This is a genomic window from Pararhizobium antarcticum, from assembly GCF_001885585.1.
Taxonomy (GTDB): Bacteria; Pseudomonadota; Alphaproteobacteria; order Rhizobiales; family Rhizobiaceae; genus Pararhizobium; species Pararhizobium antarcticum.
On sequence record NZ_LSRP01000076.1, the window covers coordinates 40,375 to 60,774 of the forward strand.

19 protein-coding genes and 1 riboswitch are annotated in these 20,400 nt (G+C 60.3%); of the genes, 7 read left to right on the top strand and 12 right to left on the bottom strand.

All coding sequences use genetic code 11. The features are described from left to right. Positions 1-2 precede the first annotated feature (2 nt). Together AX760_RS09120 and AX760_RS09125 are read left to right on the top strand one after the other, a co-directional pair. On the top strand, positions 3-2,006 hold the full coding sequence (locus AX760_RS09120; RefSeq protein WP_071832606.1) for an ASKHA domain-containing protein: 2,004 nt from the start codon (positions 3-5) through the stop codon (positions 2,004-2,006). A 95-nt stretch (positions 2,007-2,101) separates the two neighbouring features. After that, positions 2,102-3,184 (top strand): DNA topoisomerase IB, encoded by a 1,083-nt coding sequence (locus AX760_RS09125; RefSeq protein ID WP_071832571.1) that lies wholly within the window; start codon positions 2,102-2,104, stop codon positions 3,182-3,184. 6 nt (positions 3,185-3,190) lie between these two features. Here the strand turns inward: AX760_RS09125 and AX760_RS09130 are convergent, their stop codons facing one another. Next, entirely contained in the window at positions 3,191-4,075 is an 885-nt protein-coding gene (locus AX760_RS09130; RefSeq protein ID WP_071832572.1) for a LysR substrate-binding domain-containing protein, read from the bottom strand. Positions 4,076-4,193: 118 nt separating this feature from the next. Here AX760_RS09130 and AX760_RS26695 point away from each other — a divergent pair, with 118 nt between their 5' ends. From AX760_RS26695 to AX760_RS09140, 3 genes are all read left to right on the top strand, one after another. Continuing rightward, entirely contained in the window at positions 4,194-4,433 is a 240-nt protein-coding gene (locus AX760_RS26695; protein WP_139276167.1) for a hypothetical protein, read from the top strand. 103 nt (positions 4,434-4,536) lie between these two features. Beyond that, positions 4,537-4,764, top strand: a complete 228-nt coding sequence (locus AX760_RS09135; RefSeq protein WP_071832573.1) for a hypothetical protein — start codon at positions 4,537-4,539, stop codon at positions 4,762-4,764. 457 nt (positions 4,765-5,221) lie between these two features. Beyond that, positions 5,222-6,226 carry a GlxA family transcriptional regulator gene (locus AX760_RS09140; RefSeq protein WP_071832574.1) on the top strand — a complete coding sequence of 335 codons (1,005 nt, stop codon included), beginning with the start codon at positions 5,222-5,224 and terminating at the stop codon, positions 6,224-6,226. Positions 6,227-6,277: 51 nt separating this feature from the next. Here AX760_RS09140 and AX760_RS09145 read toward each other — a convergent pair whose 3' ends face one another. The 11 genes from AX760_RS09145 to AX760_RS09195 all read right to left on the bottom strand — a co-directional run bounded on the left by AX760_RS09145 (position 6,278) and on the right by AX760_RS09195 (position 18,721). Continuing rightward, entirely contained in the window at positions 6,278-7,546 is a 1,269-nt protein-coding gene (locus tag AX760_RS09145) for a GGDEF domain-containing protein (RefSeq protein WP_071832575.1), read from the bottom strand. 324 nt (positions 7,547-7,870) lie between these two features. Further along, positions 7,871-8,704 (bottom strand): response regulator, encoded by an 834-nt coding sequence (locus AX760_RS09150; RefSeq protein ID WP_071832576.1) that lies wholly within the window; start codon positions 8,702-8,704, stop codon positions 7,871-7,873. Between the two features lie 199 nt (positions 8,705-8,903). Continuing rightward, positions 8,904-9,167 carry a hypothetical protein gene (locus AX760_RS09155; protein ID WP_071832577.1) on the bottom strand — a complete coding sequence of 88 codons (264 nt, stop codon included), beginning with the start codon at positions 9,165-9,167 and terminating at the stop codon, positions 8,904-8,906. Positions 9,168-9,339: 172 nt separating this feature from the next. Beyond that, complete coding sequence (locus tag AX760_RS09160; protein ID WP_083531129.1) at positions 9,340-11,841, bottom strand: mechanosensitive ion channel family protein; 2,502 nt, start codon at positions 11,839-11,841, stop codon at positions 9,340-9,342. Positions 11,842-11,967: 126 nt separating this feature from the next. Then, positions 11,968-12,528 (bottom strand): DUF924 family protein, encoded by a 561-nt coding sequence (locus tag AX760_RS09165; RefSeq protein WP_083531128.1) that lies wholly within the window; start codon positions 12,526-12,528, stop codon positions 11,968-11,970. A 115-nt stretch (positions 12,529-12,643) separates the two neighbouring features. Next, a complete protein-coding gene (locus AX760_RS09170; protein WP_071832579.1) occupies positions 12,644-13,657 on the bottom strand; it encodes a FecCD family ABC transporter permease in 1,014 nt (337 codons plus the stop codon). A gap of 78 nt (positions 13,658-13,735) precedes the next feature. Then, positions 13,736-14,698, bottom strand: coding sequence for an ABC transporter substrate-binding protein (locus AX760_RS09175; RefSeq protein WP_245294968.1), 963 nt, complete (start codon positions 14,696-14,698; stop codon positions 13,736-13,738). A gap of 12 nt (positions 14,699-14,710) precedes the next feature. Then, complete coding sequence (locus tag AX760_RS09180) at positions 14,711-15,502, bottom strand: ABC transporter ATP-binding protein (RefSeq protein WP_071832580.1); 792 nt, start codon at positions 15,500-15,502, stop codon at positions 14,711-14,713. Between the two features lie 25 nt (positions 15,503-15,527). Beyond that, on the bottom strand, positions 15,528-15,941 hold the full coding sequence (locus AX760_RS09185; protein WP_071832581.1) for a DUF1636 family protein: 414 nt from the start codon (positions 15,939-15,941) through the stop codon (positions 15,528-15,530). Positions 15,942-16,049: 108 nt separating this feature from the next. Then, a riboswitch (cobalamin riboswitch) is annotated at positions 16,050-16,265 on the bottom strand. A 234-nt stretch (positions 16,266-16,499) separates the two neighbouring features. Next, complete coding sequence (locus AX760_RS09190; RefSeq protein ID WP_071832582.1) at positions 16,500-18,269, bottom strand: SLC13 family permease; 1,770 nt, start codon at positions 18,267-18,269, stop codon at positions 16,500-16,502. A gap of 107 nt (positions 18,270-18,376) precedes the next feature. Then, a complete protein-coding gene (locus AX760_RS09195) occupies positions 18,377-18,721 on the bottom strand; it encodes a hypothetical protein (RefSeq protein WP_071832583.1) in 345 nt (114 codons plus the stop codon). A gap of 214 nt (positions 18,722-18,935) precedes the next feature. On the opposite strand from AX760_RS09195, the gene AX760_RS09200 reads away from it, so the two are divergent. Beyond that, entirely contained in the window at positions 18,936-19,199 is a 264-nt protein-coding gene (locus AX760_RS09200; protein WP_071832584.1) for a hypothetical protein, read from the top strand. 172 nt (positions 19,200-19,371) lie between these two features. Then, positions 19,372-20,397, top strand: a complete 1,026-nt coding sequence (locus AX760_RS09205; RefSeq protein ID WP_071832585.1) for a sulfate ABC transporter substrate-binding protein — start codon at positions 19,372-19,374, stop codon at positions 20,395-20,397. The last annotated feature ends 3 nt before the right edge of the window (positions 20,398-20,400 follow it).

Below are 20,400 nucleotides of genomic sequence, written 5' to 3' on the forward strand. Positions count from 1 at the left end.
TCATGCCATCCGGCAAGCGCGGCCATTTTCCGGTCGGTACGCCGGTGCTCGATGCGGCCCGTCAGCTTGGCGTCTATGTCGAGAGTGTCTGCGGCGGTCGCGCCACCTGTGGCCGCTGTCAGGTGACCGTGCAGGAAGGCAATTTCGCCAAGCACAAGATCGTCTCTTCGAACGACCACATCTCTCCGCTTGGCCCCAAGGAGCAGCGTTACGCCTCGGTGCGCGACCTGCCCGATGGCCGGCGTCTCTCCTGTTCAGCCCAGATCCTTGGCGACCTCGTCATCGACGTGCCGCAGGATACGGTGATCAATGCACAGGTGGTGCGCAAGGCGGCCACAGACCGTGTGATCGAGCGCAATGCTGCAGTCCAGCTCTGTTACGTCGAGGTCGACGAGCCTGATATGCACAAGCCGCTCGGCGATCTCGACCGTTTGAAGGTTATGCTGGAAAAGGACTGGGGCTGGAAGGATCTCCTGATCGCGCCGCATCTCATTCCGCAGATCCAGGGCATCCTGCGCAAGGGCAACTGGGGTGTGACCGCCGCCATCCACCGCGACATGGATTCGTCGCGTCCCTTCATCGTCTCGCTCTGGCCGGGCCTGAAAAATGAAGCCTATGGCATCGCCTGCGACATCGGATCGACGACGATCGCCATGCATCTCGTCTCCCTGCTGTCGGGCCGCATCGTCGCGTCGTCCGGCACCTCCAATCCGCAGATCCGCTTCGGCGAAGACCTGATGAGCCGCGTCTCCTATGTGATGATGAACCCGGACGGCCGGGAAGCCATGACGAAGGCCGTGCGCGAGGCAATCAACGTGCTGATCGGCAAGGTCTGCGCGGAAGGTCAGGTCGATCGTCACGACATTCTCGACATGGTCTTCGTCGGCAATCCGATCATGCACCATCTGTTCCTCGGCATCGACCCGACCGAACTGGGCCAGGCGCCGTTCGCGCTTGCCGTTTCCGGAGCGCTGCAGTTCTGGGCACACGAGATCGACATCGACGTCAATCGCGGTGCGCGGCTCTACATGCTGCCCTGCATTGCCGGCCATGTTGGTGCTGACGCAGCCGGCGCAACGCTGGCCGAGGGTCCCTATCGCCAGGACAAGATGATGCTGCTCGTCGATGTTGGCACAAATGCCGAAATCGTACTGGGCAATAGCCAGCGCGTCGTTGCGGCGTCCTCGCCCACCGGCCCGGCCTTCGAAGGTGCCGAAATTTCGTCGGGCCAGCGGGCCGCGCCCGGCGCCATCGAGCGTGTGCGGATCGATCCGGTGACGCTGGAGCCGAAATTTCGGGTCATTGGCGTCGAGAAATGGTCGGATGAACAGGGTTTTGCCGAGGACGCGGCCTCTGTCGGCGTCACTGGCATCTGCGGCTCGGCGATCATCGAAGTCGTCGCCGAAATGTACCTCGCCGGCATCATCTCGGAAGACGGCGTCGTCGACGGCACGATGGCGGAAAAAAGTCCGCGCATCCTCCCGAGCGGCCGCACCTTCTCCTATCTGCTGCATGATGGCGAACAGCGCATCACCGTCACCCAGAACGACGTGCGTGCCATTCAACTTGCCAAGTCCGCGCTTTATGCCGGTATCAAGCTGCTGATGGAAAAGCTCGGGATCGATCATGTCGATACGATCCGTTTCGCCGGCGCCTTCGGCTCGTTCATCGATCCCAAATACGCCATGGTGCTGGGGCTCATTCCGGACTGCGACCTGTCTGAAGTCAAGGCCGTCGGCAATGCCGCAGGCACCGGCGCGCTGATGGCGCTTCTCAACCGTGACCACCGCCGCGAGATCGAAACCATGGTCAACCGGATCGAAAAGATCGAGACGGCGCTGGAGCCGAAATTCCAGGAGCATTTCGTCTACGCCATGGCGCTCCCGAACAAGGTCGATACCTTCCCGAAGCTTTCGGCCGTGGTGACCCTGCCGGCACGCAAGGTCATGGCGGACGATGGCGGTGGCGAAGGCGGCGGCCGTCGCCGCAGGCGCAGTCGCGACTGATACGGCTCCTGCTTCTTTCAGGAAAGGAACCAAGTCGATCCGCATCGCGTTTATGGGGACTGTGACCCTGTCCACCCCCTCACGGAAACCATGCCATGCACGGAACACGCACGCGGCGTGACGAAGCCGATACGCCTGCCCTCGACGCGCTCACCTATGCGACCAGCCTTGAGGGCGGCATCACCCGCCGGCAGGGCAAGCGCGGTTTTCACTACCGCAGCGGCGATGGCAAGCGGATCACGGACCGGGAGGCACTGGAGCGTATCGCGGCCCTTGCCATCCCGCCCGCCTATACCGACGTGCTGATCTCGCCGGACCCGACCACCCATCTCCAGGCAACCGGACGTGACGCGAGGGGCCGCAAGCAATATCGCTACCATCCCGGATGGTCGCAAGCACGTGGCAGGGCAAAGTTTGCGCTGCTGACCCAATTTGCGGCCAGCCTTCCGAAAATCCGTGAACGGGTCGATAGCGATCTCAGGCGTCAGAAGCCATGCATGGAAAAGGCCCTGGCGACCGTCGTCTGGCTGCTCGACAATCTTCTGATCCGCATCGGCAACATGACCTACGCGCAGGAAAACGGCTCCTACGGGCTGACGACGCTGCGCAACAAACATGTGAAGATCGACGGTTCCACGGTGCATTTCCAGTTCAAGGGAAAGTCCGGCAAGGAATGGAAACTCAGCCACAACGACCGGCGCATCACCCGCACGATCCGCATGCTGCAGGAACTGCCCGGCCAGCGGCTGTTCCAATATATCGACGCGGACGGCAACCGCCATCCGATCAGTTCCCAGGATGTGAACGCCTATATCAGGGAGGCCGCCGGTGCGGAATTCAGTTCGCGCCAATTCCGCACCTGGGGCGCAACGCGCCACGCGGCAACCGCGCTTGCGGCGCTCGAACCCGGCAATAGCCAGACGGCGATTGCCCGCCAGATCAATGCGGCGATCGACAGCGTTGCAAGCCGCATGGTCAACACCCGCGCCGTCTGTCGCTCGTCCTATATCCATCCGCTGATTCTGCAGCATTTTCCCGAAGGCGGGCTAACGGCGCTCCGGAAAATAAGGGTGAGTGGCGCAAGCCGAGCCGCCCGCTGGATGGACGAAGACGAAATCCGCTTGCTGCGCTGGCTGAAATTGGCGGACAGCACCGATCTTGAAAACTCCGCGCGCTAAACCGGTTTACTGGAGGTCGACAAAGGCCGCCCGGACATAGTCTGCCACCGCCAGGACGGGCGGCGACGCGTTTTCGACGATCTGCAGGCCGATATTGTAGGAGCCGAGGTCCGGCAGGCCATCCACCTCGCCCAGCGCCACCAGATCGCCCTGCACGAGATAGCGCGGCAGGGGGGCGACCGCGAGGTCGGCCTGGATGGCCGCCCGCTGGCCGGTCGTATGGGCGCTGAGGAACGCGACCCGGAACTTTCGCCCTGCTTTCGCGAGCTTTTCGACGGCATCCGAGCGCCAGACGCAGCCATCCTCCCACATCGAGATCGGCAGCGGCTCGCGGGTATGGGCCGTGCCGCATTTTGTCCCGGTCCAGACCAGTCTCTCCGACAGCAGGATTTCACCGCCACCGGTATTTTCACCGCACATGCTGTTGAAGATGGCGATGTCCATCCGGTGCTCCTCGACCCGCTTGCGCAGGACGCTGCTGTTGCCGATCATCACGTCGACGGTGACGTTCGGATAGGATAAGGCGAACCGCTTCAGCACTTCGGGCAGGATGCGTTCCCCAATATCCTCCGGCGCACCGACGCGCACGACGCCGTTCATGTCCGGCAAAAGGAAGCGCGACACCGTCTCGTTGTTCAGCGCCAGAAGCCGGCGGGCGTAGCCGAGCAGCAGTTCACCGTTGGGCGTCAGCGAGACGGAGCGCGCATCCCGCAGGAAGAGGACGCAGCCGAGGATTTCCTCGAGTTTCTTGATCTGCATCGAGACGGCCGATGGCGTCCGGTAGACGGTTTCGGCTGCCGTGGTGAAATTGCCGGTCTCGGCGATGGCGACAAAGGTCTTCAGAATGTCCATTTCCAGAAGCGGAAGGGCATGCCGCAGCATCATGTTCATCGAAACACTCCAGGATCAGTTTTTCTGAAAGATATCATGACTTCATTTCGTTTGATTGAACATGAGGGAGCAGCGATAGTCAAGTTGCAACATCGAAGCGAGACGAAAGGAGCCTGCCATGTCCATCCACTCAACCGGCCCTCACGACCACGCACCAGCGCTTAGCGGGCGCGCCGGACAACTCGTCCTTGGCATCGGCCGCATGGTCAGCCCCCTGCTGCTGCAGATCACCGACAACAGGCAGGTGCGCAGGATCGCCGCCCTCCGCCGCCAGACGCGCGCAGAAATTGCCAATCTACCCGCTTCGTTGCAGCAGGACATCGCTTTTTCGAAGGAGCTGAAACACAACGATCCTTGATGAAAAACATCAAATATATTCGTTTGAATGATGAATTGGGTTGCGACATTATCCTCACATGGTCGCGACCTTTTGAAAACCAAACCTCAAAAGGAACCAGCAAATGACGCTCTCCAGTTGTGAACACACCGTGCCCGGACGCCGTCCGAGGCTGTCCTCGAACCTGTTTCGGCCCGCGCTGTCCCTGTTTCAGACGGCACGCACCCGTATGGCCGACGCCTGGCAACAGCACCGCACCGAACGCGCCTTCGAAGGCCTGTCCTATGACACGTTGAAGGACATCGGCTTTCCGTCCGCAACCGCTGAAAAGACAGGCAAGCCGGCACGATGACAGTCCGGATCCCGACAGAACAAGAGGACGGACCGTCCTGTCGAAAATGGATCGGCGTATGAAAAGGGCATTCCACCATGACGGCGGAGTGCCCTTTTTGATGACAGCGCCCTGTCGCTCTGCCAAATTCGTATGATCCGGGCATGGCCTGATTCCGACACACACGCCCAAGCCGTCGAAAGACGTCGCAATTCACAAAGTTGCGCAACCTACAAGCACACCGCGCCAAGCCACGCACGCTGCGGAATTGCCTGCCGAAGTCCCGCTGTTCGACGCTGAAAGCAAAAAGAATAGGCGTCTGCATGACGCCATGACCACTTTGGCAGCCGTCTCAAACCAGACCCAAAAATATACATCTTCCCAGTCGTGGACATCCATGCGAATGTCGTATTCAGACAAGCGACAACTCCGGCTTCCACGTGACAAATGCGACATCCTCTGGGCATGGAACGGTCTCATGAACAAGCCAATGACTAAAAAACGGTCTCTCGTTTTCTTTCTGGTACCGAATTTCTCCATGCTGCCGTTTTCAGCGGCGATCGAGACCCTGCGCATCGCCAACCGCATGTTGGGCTATGAGGCCTACACATGGCGTCTGGCCTCGACGGACGGGCTGCAGGTGCTCTCCTCGAGCGGCATCGGCATCGAGGTCAACTCCTCGCTGGCCGACGAACGCAAACATCTCGGCGGTGAAAACCGCCCCTCCATGGTGCTCGTCTGTTCGGGCATCTATGTCGAGGATTTCTACAACAAGTCGGTGAATGCCTGGCTGCGCGAAGTCTACAATCGCGGCGTCTCCGTCGGCAGCCTCTGCACGGGCGCCCATGTCCTGGCGTCCGCCGGACTTCTGACCGGCAAACGCTGTGCGATCCACTGGGAGAACCTGCCCGGCTTCGCCGAAAGCTTCCCGCAGGTCGATGTCTATGCCGATCTCTATGAAATCGACGGCAATATCTACACTTGCGCCGGCGGCACGGCGTCTCTCGACATGATGCTGAACCTGATTGATCAGGATTTTGGCGAAAACCTCGTCAACCGCGTCTGCGAGCAGGCTCTGACGGACCGCGTGCGCGGCCCGCATGACCGCCAGCGCCTGCCCCTGCGCGCCCGCCTCGGCGTCCAGAACGCCAAGGTCCTGTCGATCATCGAACTGATGGAGGGCAATCTTTCAGAACCCCTGTCGCTGATCGAGATCGCCGACAGTGCCGGCCTCTCGCGCCGCCAGATCGAGCGGTTGTTTCGCCAGGAAATGGGCCGCTCGCCTGCCCGCTACTACCTGGAGATCCGTCTTGACCGCGCCCGGCACCTGCTCGTCCAGTCGGCCATGCCCGTCGTTGAAGTGGCTGTCGCCTGTGGCTTCGTATCCGCCTCGCATTTTTCCAAGTGTTATCGCGAACTCTACAACCGCTCGCCGCAGCAGGAGCGAGCCGAGCGCAAACTGACCCTTCAGGCCGCACGTTAAGACCAGCGGGCGAGTTCATCGCGACGTTCGGACAGGACTTGATCAGGGTGTTCAGGATGCCATTGCGTTGAGCAGCGTCAGTTCGGAGACGGTCCGGTTGCGGCCATCATATTTCGCCATATAGAGAAACTGGTCGGCAGCATTCAGATAGTTGTCGAAGGATTCGCGACCCTCGATGATCGCCAAGCCGATCGATACGGTGACCGAGAGTTCTTCATCGTCCGCAGTCACTTTTGCCGAGGCAAGGTCGAGTCGCAGGTCCTCGCAAAACCGGCTGGCATCGGCAACGTTGAGGCTGTTGAACAGGATGCCGAATTCCTCGCCACCCAGACGCGCCAGAAGATGTTCCTCGCCCACCTGGGCGCGCAGGCGCCGGGCAACCGCCGTCAATACGAGATCGCCGACCTCGTGGCCATACGTGTCGTTCAGACGCTTGAAATGGTCGATGTCGAGAATGGCGATGCACGTCGTCCCGCCCCGACGCAGGCATTGATCCACGAGGCGCGGCCCGACCTGGAAGAAGTGTCGGCGATTGTAGAGGTCCGTCAGATAGTCGCGCGCGGCAATATTGTGCAGGGCCTGGACACGATTCTGAATGCTGGCGACATGAAAAATTCGACTGATGAATTCATCGACCAGAAACGGCGATTGAATGAACTCCGTTCCGCCGTTGCGCAGGAAGCGGGCCGCCTGCTGGCGATCGCCACTCGAATCCACGGCGATCACGCCCAGCGCATCCTCGCCGTAGCGCAGCCGGATCTCCGCCAGCAGCCAATGGCCTGACATGTCGGAAAGATTGATGTTTGTAACGACCAGGTCGAACGCCTCCGCCCCCTCGAGCCGCTCCAAAACCTGCGTGCCGCTGTCGACAGCGGTGACACGGAATTGTTGTCGCACCAGCAGGCTGGCGAGACCGGAGCGCGAATCGGCATCGGAATCCGCAAGCAGAACATGAGTCTTGCTGTTCGTCAGGGCACGATCGACGGCTGACATCACCTGGCCGATAGAATCCATCTGGTTCTTCAGCACGCAATCAACCACGTTCTTCGACAGAATATAGTCGCGTGTCGCGTCGTTGAAGGTGGCGGTGAAGACGATCACCGCAATGCCCTTGGAAAGCACAAATTCCAAAGCCTCACAGTTCGGTGCATCGGGAAGATTGAGATCAAGGACGGCCAGCGAAAAATCGGCCTGGCCCGTCCCGAACAGAGTTTTCAACGCCTGCAATGAGGAACAATGGGTGACCGAGACACCATGGGCCGTTTCCAGACCATGCTTCAGTGCTGTCGAGAACATCCGGGAATCTTCTACAAGAAGCATCCGCCTGTCCGGATGTTTCTGCACGGCGTTCCCACGCCCCAGTGCCTTGCGAAAGCCCACGTTGCTACCAATCCCATTGTTGAGCCGGAGGCGCTTTCGCTTGAAAGGCTGACTCGCAATATTTTTTGATTGTGACCGGGCGGCGACCAGGCATTCCCTGCCGGATCAACCGCTCCCGTCCCAATGTTCCCGTTGGTGCAATCAAACGGGGTCGCCGTTTCGAATTGGTTAATTCGCGGCGTGTCTTAAGAAAAATGATGAAATAAGCGACAGCTGTTGCAAAATCGGTCGAAAAGCTGTGAAAATGAGCAAATTCTAAAAAAATCAGACCTTTCGGGCTGATTTCGCGTTCATCGTCTGGATTCTCGTCAACGTATCGAGGTTCTGGTTCACCCGGCAGTAGAATTCCTCATTGATGAATGGCCGCAGCATGAAATCATTGCCGCCGGCTTTCAGGAAGCGCGCAGACAGGAGCCGGTCGGCGGAAGAGGAAACACCGATAATGCGGAGTTGATGCGGGCCATGGCTGCCGCGGATGCGCCGCGTCAATTCGAAACCGTCGATATCGGGCATGTTATAGTCCGTGATCATCAGGCCGATATCGGGATTTTTCTTCAGAATGTCGAGAGCGACCGCACCGTTTTCAGCCGAGCTTGTCCGGAAGTTGTAGCGCTTGAGCTGGGTCGTCAGGAGGGCGCGCGCCGTCGGGCTGTCATCGACGATCAGCACATGGTGCTGATGGTTGGTGAGAAAGCGGCAGACGGATTCGGCCAGCATGTCGACTGCGAAGACGCTGTCCTTCAGGACATAGTCCACGATATCCTTGGCCAGGATCTTCTCCCGGATGCTTTCCTGGAACGTCCCCGTGAACACGATCGTCGGAATGCTCATGTCCGTCAGATAGGACAGAGCTTCCCCGTTTTCGGCGCCGGGAAGATTGATGTTGGAAATTGCCAGCGTTGCCGGGAAGGATGAGTTCTCGACAGCGAAGGTCATGTCGTCGTAGTCGCGACACACGATCACGTCGATATCAAGCAACTCCTTCAGCCGCTTGGATACCATGGCCGAAAAGAGGTTTGAGTCCTCGGCAAGCACGATACGGTGCTGCTGCAAGGATTCGCCGGAGTAGTACATGCCGGAAACGCCAAAAAATGACATAGCTCGCCTATCTGAAAGATTGTCCCCACAGAGAAGCTACGCGGAAAGGTTTTCGCAGTGGTTAACCGATTGCTGAAATAACAAGGGAGTGTTTTCGGCAGGACAAGCCTGAAACGAGGCGTTCAGCCTGTCGCAAATTCCACGCCAGCGCCGACACATGGCCGTTCAAAGGCCGCAACATCGCGGAATGGCCGGCGGCCTATTTCACCACGGCGGAACCGTTGATGATCTCGACATTTTCATCACCCTGCAGGCCGATGCGGTCGCCGCTCGGCGTGGTCAGGAAACAGCCCGCCGGGCAGATCGATTCCGAGCCGCCGGCATCAACTGCAATCTCCATGCGGCTTTCGCCCTCGACGACGACGAGGATCGCCGTGTCGGCGTCCTTGTTCGTAACCGTGGCAGCGCCCGCTGGCGCAATTGCAAGAAGGACGAGAAGAAATGCACCCGATGCTGTCTTCATTGCTCATCGGCGTAAACGCCGCCCCTTTTTGGTGCGCGCAGTTCCGAAGCGATATACCGCGGATAAGGCCTGCACCTCTTCAGCCATTCGAAGACTAGACCGCGAATGAAGGAATTGCATGGGTTTTATTGCGCGATGGCTGAATGCAGCGTGAATATGTTCGTCGCGAGCATTAGGAGGGCTCACCGCCGGTACCGACACCAACGCGACGGGGGCGGCGCGCTGTCGCACCGGGCTTGGCATCTTCAGGCGCCGGCAGGCCGACCTCCAGCGAAGCGGGTTCTTCCGGCACAGGTTCCAGCGCCACCGCCTCGACGACATCCTTTGGAAAAGGAGACCCGATGCCCTCGGCGCGGAAGCGTTCGTAGATTGCCAGCCGAAGATCATTGCGGACACCCCCGCCATTGACGATGTCGGCGACATAGACGCGCAGTTCAAACGTCATCGTCGCTTCGCCAAAGGCACTGAAGACGGCCGATGGCGATGGGTTGCGCAAAACCAGCGGATGCGCTTCGGCGATCTCAAGCAGGAGATCCATGACCCGGCGCGGCGCCGTGTCATAACCGACGACGACAGGAATATCCGATCGTCCGAGCTTGTTGCGATGCGTCCAGTTGCCAACTGAGGCATTGATGAACAGCGAGTTCGGGACCATGATCGACTGATGCTGGAATGTCTCGATTTCGGTGGCGCGAACCGAGATCCGCTTGACGAAGCCTTCCGTCGTGCCGGTGACCACCCAGTCGCCAACCTTGAAGGGACGCTCAACCAGAAGAATGAGGCCCGAGACAAAGTTCGACACGATGTTCTGGAGGCCGAAACCGACACCCAGCGAAAGGGCGCCCGCGACAAGCGCAAGGCTCGACAGATCGAGGCCCGCCGCGGAAATGCCAACCAGACCCGCAAGGCCGACCCCGAGATAACCGATCCCTGTCTTGATTGAATTTCGCACGCCGGCATCGACGCGAGAGCGCGCCATGACGCTGCCGTCCAGCCAGCGCTGAAACCAGCGGGTCATGAAAAATCCGATGGTAAACAGCAGAATGCCGGCAAAGATGCCGACCAGCGAAATGGTAATGCTGCCGATCTTGATTTCCGTGAACAACCGGTAGGCCCCAGCCTGGATATCGGCGACCTTGAAGCCCCACTGGAGCAGGATCAGCGGAATGAAAATCAGGATGACGAGGGCATAGATGCCAAGCCCCGCAGCGAGGCCGGACTGGTCAAGGGACACCTGCCCCATGCCATATCGCTTTTCGAGGAAACGACCAACGACAGTGTCGGCAAAGGCGTTCTGCTTGGCCACGGCCTTGCCCGTCAGGATACCGATATAGGCCGTGACCATGATCGCGCTGGTAACGACGATCTGTGTTGCGATGAACCGCGCAAGCCCGACATACCCAGCCAGCGCCGCGGCAATCAGCGCACCGCCGGTCAACACGAACAGCACGGACATGAAGCGAGGCCACGGCCGTCCCGGTCCGTCAAGAGGTGCACCGGCCGGCACCATGGGCTTGATCAGCGCCAGGGTCATCAGGATGAGCCCGATGATGACAGAAGCGAACAGGCTCTTGACGACGGTCAGGACGACTGGCGAGCCCATGGCTTCGCTGATCCCGCCGAGCAGGTAATCGAAGGAGTTGACCGCAGTCATCGCAAAGATAGCGACCATCAGGCGCCGCGCGCCGACATCGGATACACGAACCAGACGCCAGTTGCCTTCGCCCGGCGCCAGCACGGCATTGGCCAGCGTCACCACGAACAAGAGCGCGACGCTGACACCCAGCGTGATCGCGATGATCGGGGCGATGTCGGCGCGCAGGACATTGAAGGACTGCAGGAAGAAATAGCTGGACAGCACGAAGGCCCCCGCCGCCGTCGTCGGGATCATCGTCGACCAGAAGGCGACAGAGAGACGCGTGATGTAGCCCGGCTCGGGATCCTTCACATCGCGGCGGATCAGCGGAGAAAACACACGGTAGCTGCCGGACAGGAACAGCAGCGCTGCACAGAGCGACAGAAAAAGCGCGCTCAACACCGAGAGGCGCTTGTACTTCCAGACAAAGGAAACCCAGCTCGTCAGGCTGCGCGACAGCGCCTGCCCTTCAATGGCAAGCGCCTTTCCAGCGTTCACGAGAACGTCGGGATTGATGTCCGTGTGCTGGAGCAGCGTGTTGGAAAACAGCGCCCGCCTTATCTCGGTGATCGCGTTCGACAGTCTGGTCGCCTGTATGGAGAGATTTTCTGCATCGCCCGTCAGCGCGTTGATTTCGCCGCGCTCGGCAATCAGCCGCTCGCGTTCCTGGCGGACGATTTCGGCTTCCGGAGGCGCATTTTCGGCCGGCGGATCACCAAGCTCGGCGAGCCGCGCCTTGATCTCGTCAAGCCGCGGCCGCGTGGCGATGGAGATCGCGATGATCTTCTTGGCGGTCGCATCGACATCGACCTTGAGTTCGGACAGCCGGTTGTCGTCGCTCTTTTCCGCCTGCATCAGATCCGTCAGGCGCGTCAATTCGTTGCGCGCCACGTTCAACTGCTCGCTCGCCTGGCTCTGCGCGCTGCCCACCGCAGTCTCGGTCGCCGAGACCGGGGCTGCAGCGTCCTGAGCAAACACCGTCGGCACCGACAGCGCTACCCCGAGCGAAAACAGCAGGACAAGAAATTTCGGTGGCATCGGCAAGCCTTTGGCTTTCAGAGCGATGGGAATGACAGCGGAGGGAGAATCGGCACGCAACGTGTTTGTCTAGTTTCAATAGGTGGCGATGCGGAGAGATGCAAAGGCGGCTTATCCGGGATCGATCTAGAAGCCCGCACCCGGCTGGCTGAGATACGCTTCCTCTGCGGCCGTCGAGGTCCGCCCGATCATCTCGTTGCGATGCGGGAAGCGGCCGAACAGGCGGATGACTTCATGGTGGCGAATGGCAAAATCGAGATAGTGCGCGTCTGCCAATTCGGTGAACAGCTTGACCGACTGAACCTGTTCCGCGAGATTTTCGGCATGTTCGAAGGGCATGTAGAAAAAACAGCGTCGCTCTGCCGGGGTCGCCAGATCGGCGCCGGCGGCGATAGCAAGCTTTGCTTCCCGCAAGGCCAGGCTATCCGTTGCAAAGGCCAGCGGGCTGGCGCGATAGATGTTGCGCGGCAATTGATCGAGGACGATGATCGCCGCCAGCCGATTGTCCGGTGTTTCGCGCCAAAGCGGCGGAATACCGCGTGCCAATGCCAGATGCGTGCTCATAAAACGCCGCTGGCATTGCTCGTCGAGGCCCGGCGGCGACTTGAACCAGTGCTCGGGCTGCAACTCCTCGAACCAGAAGGTCAGAATTTCCCCTGGGGTGCAGAGCGGCGCGTCCATGCTCATCGTTTTCCATCCTCTTCCCGGCCCCGCACCAGCGCGAAGGCCTTTCCTGACATCCATCATAGGCGAGGGATTTAGAATTTGAATGGGACTTTTCCAAGGGCATTTCCGATACACATCAGAACGCGCGCCGGCGTAAAATCGCAATGAAGGCGATGCCGCCGACTAGGCCTGTGACCACGCCGATCGGCATGTCTTCCGGCGCCATGACGATCCGGGCGACCAGATCCGCCCAGATCAGCGCCGCAGCGCCAAAGACCGCCGAGAGCGGAATGACCCGGACATTGTCGCTGCCGGCGACCATACGCACGAAATGCGGCACCATCAGCCCGATAAAGCCGATCGCACCCGAAAACGCCACCATGACACCGGTCAACAGTGCCGTGACGACGAACAGCATCATGCGAAAGCGCGCAACCGGAATGCCAAGCGTCAGCGCGGTCTCGTCGCCCATGGCCAGGGCATTGATCTCGCGTGCCTTGAGACACAGCCACAAAAGGCTGCCGGCCAGAACGATCGCGGGATAGGCGAGGTGCGGCCACTGCGCCAGCCCCAGCCCGCCGAGCATCCAGAAGATCACCGTATGAACGGCGCGCGGATCGCCGAGAAAGATCGTCAGATTGGAGAGGGCCGTCAGGACAAAGGCAACGGCGACACCGGCAAGCACCAGCCGATCGGCCCCCGCCCCCGTCATCCGGCTGACACCGGCAACCGCGACGGTCGCCAGCAGCGCCCCGGCAAAGGAAAACAGCGGCACGGTCACCAGCCCGAAGATCAGCCCGGTGTGCAAGAGCGCGATGATCGCACCCAGCGCGCCCCCCGAGGAGACGCCAAGCAGATGCGGATCCGCAAGCGGGTTGCGGGTCAGCGACTGCAGCACGGCGCCGGTGACCGCCAGTCCCGCACCGACCAGACCAGCGAGGATCACCCTTGGAAAACGCACCTCCCAGACGATGCTTTCGCGCCCGGCCGACCAGGTGGCCTCCAGCACTCCGGGCATCACCTTGTTGGCGACGATCGACCAGACCGTCGACAGCGGAACGGGCGCAGCCCCGAGCGAGACACCGGCCGAAACCGACAGGGCGAGCAGCAGGCAGGCTGCCAGCCCGGCGAGGCAGACTTTGATGGTCATGGTCAAAAAGAGCTTTCCTGTGCAGAAGAATGCCGCCGGATGCATCCGGCGGCATGAACAGAGGCGCAGACGGAAAGCCTACATCGTGCCCGGATGAAAGGCGGCCGAGAGTCTTTCGATCGCATCGACATTGCGCGGACCGGGCGTCGCCTCGACATAGTCCAGAACCACGAAACGATCATTGCGAACGGCGTCGATCGCCTTGAAGGCGGGATTGGTCTTCATGAAGGCGATTTTCTGTTCTGCGGTCACCTCGCCGTAATTGACGATGACGATCACCTGCGGGTCGGCCTCAATGACCGGTTCCCAGGACACCTCCGTCCAGCTCTTCTCGACGCCGTCCATGACATTGATGCCGCCCGCAGCCTCGATCATTGCCGTCGGGATGCCGTATCGGCCGGAGGTGAACGGCTTTTCCTCGCCCGAATCATAGACGAAGACGCGAACCGGCGCCTTGACCGCACCGATCCTGGTGGTGATGCCTTCCAGCTTCTTGCGATAGTCCGCCACAAGCGCTTCGGCCCGGTCCTCGACATGAAATATTTTGCCGAGATTGATCAGGTCGACAAACATCTCGTCCATAGTCGGTTTGCTTCTGGCCATGATGTGAATGCAGGACTCGGTCAGTTCGTAGACCTTGATGCCGAAAGGCGCCAGCGTCTCGGGCGTCACCTCGCCGCCGACCTTCATGCCGTAGTTCCAGCCGGCGAAATAGAAATCGGCATCGGCATTCAGCAGCACTTCCTTGGTCGGATATTTTGCCGACAATTCCGGCAATGCCTTGACGCCCTGGCGCAACGTCTCGTCCAGCGTCTTCCAGCCGGAAACACCGGTATAGCCGACCATATGATCCTGCAGTTTCAAGGCGAGCATCATTTCCGTCAGATTGACGTCGTTGGAGACGGCCCGCTTCGGCACCGTATCGAAACTGACGTCGCGGTCACAACTCCTGACGGTCGTGTCCTGGGCCAGGCTGTGACCCGTGAAGAGGCAGGTGATGAGCACGGCAAGCGCCGTGGTAGACAGCATCGACTTGATCATGATGATCTCCGTTCAAGCGGTAAGGGAAAACGAAAAACGCGGGGCATCGCCGTCCACCTTGCTGTGCGCGGTGGCCGTGACGCTGAAGGCCCGGGAAATCTCCAAGGATGTCAGCACCTCTGATGGCACGCCAAAACAGGTCATGCGGCCGTCCTGCATGATGGCGATCCTTGTGGCGAAATCGACCGCCAGGTTGATATCGTGCAGCGTCGTGACGATGGTGAGCCCGAGGCTGCGCAACAGCGTCAGGATTTCCAGCTGGTGGCGAATATCCAGATGATTGGTCGGCTCGTCGAGAATGACGATCTGCGGCTCCTGTGCCAGCGCCCGCGCCACCAGGACGCGTTGCTTTTCCCCACCCGACAGGGTCGTGAACTGGCGTGTCGCCAGATGTGCGAGGTCGAGATGATCAAGCGCATGATGCACATGCTCGCGGTCAAGCTCGGTCCAGCCGCTCATGCCCTGCCGCCGCGGTATCCGCCCCATCGTCACGACATCCAGCACACTGAATGGAAAATCAGCCGGCATTTCCTGCAGCACAACGGCGATCTTGCGGGCGGCGTCCCGCGCTGACAGCTGCCAGAGATCGTCGCCGTCGATCTCGACGGATCCCTTCAGTGGCTTCACCGCGCGGAACAGGCAGCGCAGCAGCGAAGACTTGCCTGCACCGTTTGGTCCCAGAATGACGAGCCGGTCGCCGGGGACGATGGAAAAACTGACATCGCGGACCAGCATCAGTTCGGCGCGCGGCCCCCAGCACAGTGATCGGGCCGCGAGACCAGACCCTTCTGAACGGCAGTTCATGGCCGGCCTCCCTTGAACGCGCCGCTCACTGCAGGCGCTCCCCGAGCAGTTCCGAAGCCACCAGGGCAGCCGGAATCCGGGCGATTGTCTTGCCGTTCAGCCCCCAAGGACGCTCCGCGGCGCGTGTCAGCCCGTCGCCGCGCCCGGCATACAAGCCGGCGAAAGCCATGAGATCATCGATGTCCTGGTCCGGCAGGATGTCGCCGAAAAGATATGTCGCCTTGCCACTCGCTTGGAAGGCGATCGTACACGGCCGCGTGCAGCCGGCCATGCAGACGGTGCCGGACACCGAGAAATCACGGTCGAGAGGCCGGCCCAGCCGGGCGAGGCTTTCGTTCAGCCGGGCAAGCAATTCCAGTCCCGGCCGGCAGGGTGTGCCGGTAATCCGGCAATCGGTGCAGACCGTAATCGCGTGTTTGTTCGAAGATGATTTTGCCATCGTTTTCCCCCGGTGGCTTTTTCCGGAGACAAAATGGCAAGGTCCTGCAGGAGCAAGCAGCCCCCGGCGGCAGGCCAGATTTTTTCCATCGGAACACCCCGTCCGTTGCGGTTGATCGGTTTGATGGCAGGTCTCCTGGCTTGCGGGTCGATGCGCATTCACCCCTTCCCGGCTTTCGCCAGTGGGATAACGTGAATGCACTCTCCGCTTACAGTTGCGGGGGCAGCCACGGTTTCGGCCCCGTGTTGGGTCGTCCTCACCGTGTTCCCTTTTCAGCCGCTTCCTATTCCTCGTGGAAGCAGCACCATCGATCCAAACCAATACACACCCCGCCAAAACTGACAACCTTGCGCGCGCCGTCTTCCCGGGAAATCTGGCGCGAACTGTTGATCTGCGGACTTGTTATATAATAACATTACATCGGTCAATATGGTCTGATAGGCGTTTTTATCGATGGGCAAGCGTTCTGGCCGCAGGCGACATCAGGGCAAGGATACGGACTGTCACCAACAGGCACGGGCAGCGTTTGTCGCTTTTCCGCAGGTACCGGAGGCGTGTCTAGAGAGGCCACACATAGGCCAGGGCCGGAACGCTGACGAGCACGATGACCAGAGACAGCGGCAGCCCCAGCCTTGGATAGTCGCTGAACCGGTAGCCGCCGGGGCCCATAACCAGCGTGTTGCACTGGTGGCCGATCGGCGTCAGGAAGTCGCACCCGGCACCGATGGCGACGGCCATCAGGAAGGCTTCGGGCCTGTAGCCGAGCGCCGTTGCAAAACTGGCCGCGATCGGCGCCATGACGAGTACGGTTGCGGCGTTGTTGAGAAAGGGCGTCACCGCCATTGCCGCCAGAAGGATCAGAGCCAGCGCGCCCATCGGCGGAAGCTGTGTTGCCACCCCGCCCAGCCATTGCGCGATCACGTCCGTACCGCCGGTGGTGCGCAGCGAATCGCTGACGGGGATCAGTGCTGCGAGCATCACCAGGATCGGCCCATCGACGGAGCGGTAGACGTCTCTAAGCGGAATGACCCGCAACACCACCATGGCCAAGGCCGCAGCGAAGAAAGCGATCGGCACCGGCAGGATGCCGACGGCCGTGCTGCCCATGGCGGCAAACAGCACCAGAAGCGGCAGATAGGCGCGCCGGATCGTGCCGAGCAGGATTTCCCGCTGCGCCAGCGGCAGGCAGCCGAACTCCTGCAGGAAGCCCGGCAGTTCCGTGCGTGCACCCTGCAGCACCAGAATGTCGCCAACCTGCAGTTTCAGTGAGCCGAGACGCTCCTTGATCCGCTGCCCCTGGCGGCTGACGGCCAGAAGATTGATGTTGTGGGCATTGAACAACGCAAGCCGGGTCGCCGACATACCGGCCAGTGGACTGTCGCTGCCGATGACCGCTTCGACGGCCTCGACTTCAACCCCGGGCTTCGTGCCGGACGGAGAGCGGTCGCCGGACAGCTTCAGCTTGGCCTGCGAAACGACGCGGTCCAGAGCCAGCGGGCTTCCCTCCAGAAGCACGATATCGTCGGCTTCGAGGATAACATCCGGCAGCGGTGTCTTGTGCTGCGCCTTGCGAATGACGGAGGTGGCGATGGCTTCGCCGTCGCTCGCCTTCAGCATGGCACTCAGCGACTTGCCGACGAAGGGTGAGCCTGCCGGAATGGCAGCTTCCGAAGCATAATTGCTGATCTCGATGGCTTCTTCGATCGAAAACTGCTGGCTGACCCGCTCCGGCACCAGCTTGTAGGCAAACATGAGAAAGATCGTTCCGACCAGTGCCAGCGTGGCACCAACAGGGGTGAAGTCGAACATGGTGAAGCTTTCGCCCGTCAACTCCTGACGTACCCTCGACACGACAATATTCGGAGAGGTGCCGATCTGAGTCATCAGTCCACCCAGCAGCGCACCGAAGGCCATCGGCATCAGGAAGCGCGACGGCTGGATATTGGAGCGCCGCGCAAACTGGAAGGCGACTGGCATCATGATGGCCAACGCGCCGATATTCTTGATAAAGGCCGACAGGACTGTGACGAGCACGACGAGAATCAACAATTGGCCGCGCACGGAGCCAAGCCGCGGAAGGTAGCGCTCGATTGCCGCATCGACGAGACCAGAGCGCGCGACGCCGGCGCTAACGATCAGGGCACTTGCGACGATGATGACGATATCGTCGCTGAAGCCGGTAAACGCCTTGTCATAGGGTACGATGCCAACAGCGACCGCCAACATCAGTGCGCAGCAGCCAATAATGTCGTAGCGAAACCGGCCCCAGATGAAAAACGCCATCATCAGGCCGATGACCGCAAACGCAAGAGATTGATCGACGGTCATCGGAATGCCTGCAATGAGATCGGAGCCGCTGGTATAGCATCACCTTCGGCGATTTAAAGCGTTGCCGACAGCCAAAGTTCCGCCGTTGCGAAAAAGTCGTCGAAGCGTCAGCGTTCGCGCAGCATGCCCGGAAGCGCAACTCCACCGGGGCCATATTGGCGACGCCCTGTTTCGCAGGCGTTCCAGAAATCGCCGCCGCGGCGCATCGCCCCTTCGCGCGCATTGGCCATGGCGTCGATCACATCATAGTCGCGATTGGATTTTCCAATGCTCTGCCCAATGCTGATGGTGGTGATGGACACGGTGTCCATTTCGAGCGCCGGACAGACACGGGCGAAAGCCACGACGTCGGCAATCTTTTCCATCAGATCGTCGCGCGCGCTTTTTGCGTCGACCGAATCGACATGGGAGATGAGGAGAACAAGGAGAGAAGCATAGGCAAAGAGTTTCATGACATCTAAGTCCCCGTGAAACCTCCCCAATTCATTCTGTCTGATTCGCCGTGGTTCGCAAGCCTGCCAGGTCCGGCCGCGCAAGCCTCAGGCAAGGTGGCGGACGTGCGGAAAAACAGCCCACGCTTGCGCAAGAAACCGGGCCGATGGACAAGTGCAGCACCTGCCCTACTTGTTGTTGATATGCGCAGCATGTTTGAGATTGGAGCACACCATGAAAATCGCCCTGGCAGCAGCAGCACTTGCCGCCTTGCTCACCGCATGCACGACGACGGAACTCCAGCCGATCCCCGGAAGCATCACTTATAACGGGCAGCCGAGGACGAAATTGACGAAATCGCCGATCGGTAGCAGTTTCACCCATCTGTTCACGGGCGACATGGGCCAGCAGGTCTATGAAATATATGTCATCCAGCCCGATCGATCCTTGAAGATTGTAAGCAGGCGCAGCCAGAACGCGTTTTTCCCCGATCCGTGACCGTCGCACCGCCATTGGGGCCAAACGTCAAAGCCCCGGGATCGGGTAAAGTTTTCCATATCAGCGATTACAAAGGCACGACTTTGCTCCTGCGCGTCGTTCGCGGGAAAAGTTCTGCGTTATAATAATCGATAATATGACTAGACTATGCCTACTAACAATGGAGGTAGGCATGCGCTCGAAACGACTGACGCGACTGATCACGGTGGCGCTGCTGGCAAGCAGCAGTCAGGTGGGTGGGCTTGGTTTCGCATTTGCCGACACGACAATCCTCAATGTGTCCTATGACCCGACCCGGGAACTCTACAAGGACTTCAACGCTGCCTTTGCGGAAAAGTGGAAGACCGACACGGGAGAGACCGTGACGATCCAGACATCGCATGGCGGCTCCGGCAAACAGGCGCGCTCGGTCATCGACGGGCTCGCTGCCGACGTCGTGACGCTGGCGCTCGAAGCCGACATCGATGCCATCGCCAGGGACACCGGCAAGATCCCGGCCGACTGGAAAGGCAGGTTGGACAACAACAGCGCGCCCTATACGTCGACCATCGTGTTTCTCGTCCGCAAGGGCAATCCGAAGGGCGTCAAGGACTGGGGTGATCTCGTCAAGGATGATATCCAGGTCATTACACCCAACCCGAAGACGTCCGGTGGTGCCCGCTGGAATTTCCTCGCGGCCTGGGCCTGGGCACGGCAGGCCAATGGCGGCGATGACGCGAAGGCGCAGGAATACGTTGCCAGGCTTTTCAAGAACGTTCCGGTTCTCGATACCGGCGCAAGAGGTGCAACGACGACCTTCGTCCAGCGCGGTCTCGGCGATGTTCTGCTCGCCTGGGAAAACGAAGCCTATCTGTCGCTGGAAGAACTCGGTCCCGACAGGTTCGAGATCGTCACGCCATCCGTCTCCATCAAGGCAGAACCGCCGGTCGCTTTGGTCGACGGCAATGTCGATACCAAGGGCACCCGCCAGGTGGCGGAAGCCTACCTGCAATATCTCTATTCGGATGTTGGCCAGAAGATCGCCGCCAAGCACTACTACCGGCCGTTCAAGACGGAGGTCGCAGACCCCAAGGACATTGCCCGCTTCGCCGACGTCAAACTTTCCACCATTGACGAATTCGGTGGATGGAAGGAAGCTCAGCCGAAATTCTTCGGGGACGGTGGCCTCTTCGATCAGATCTACAAGCCGGGGCAATAAGTT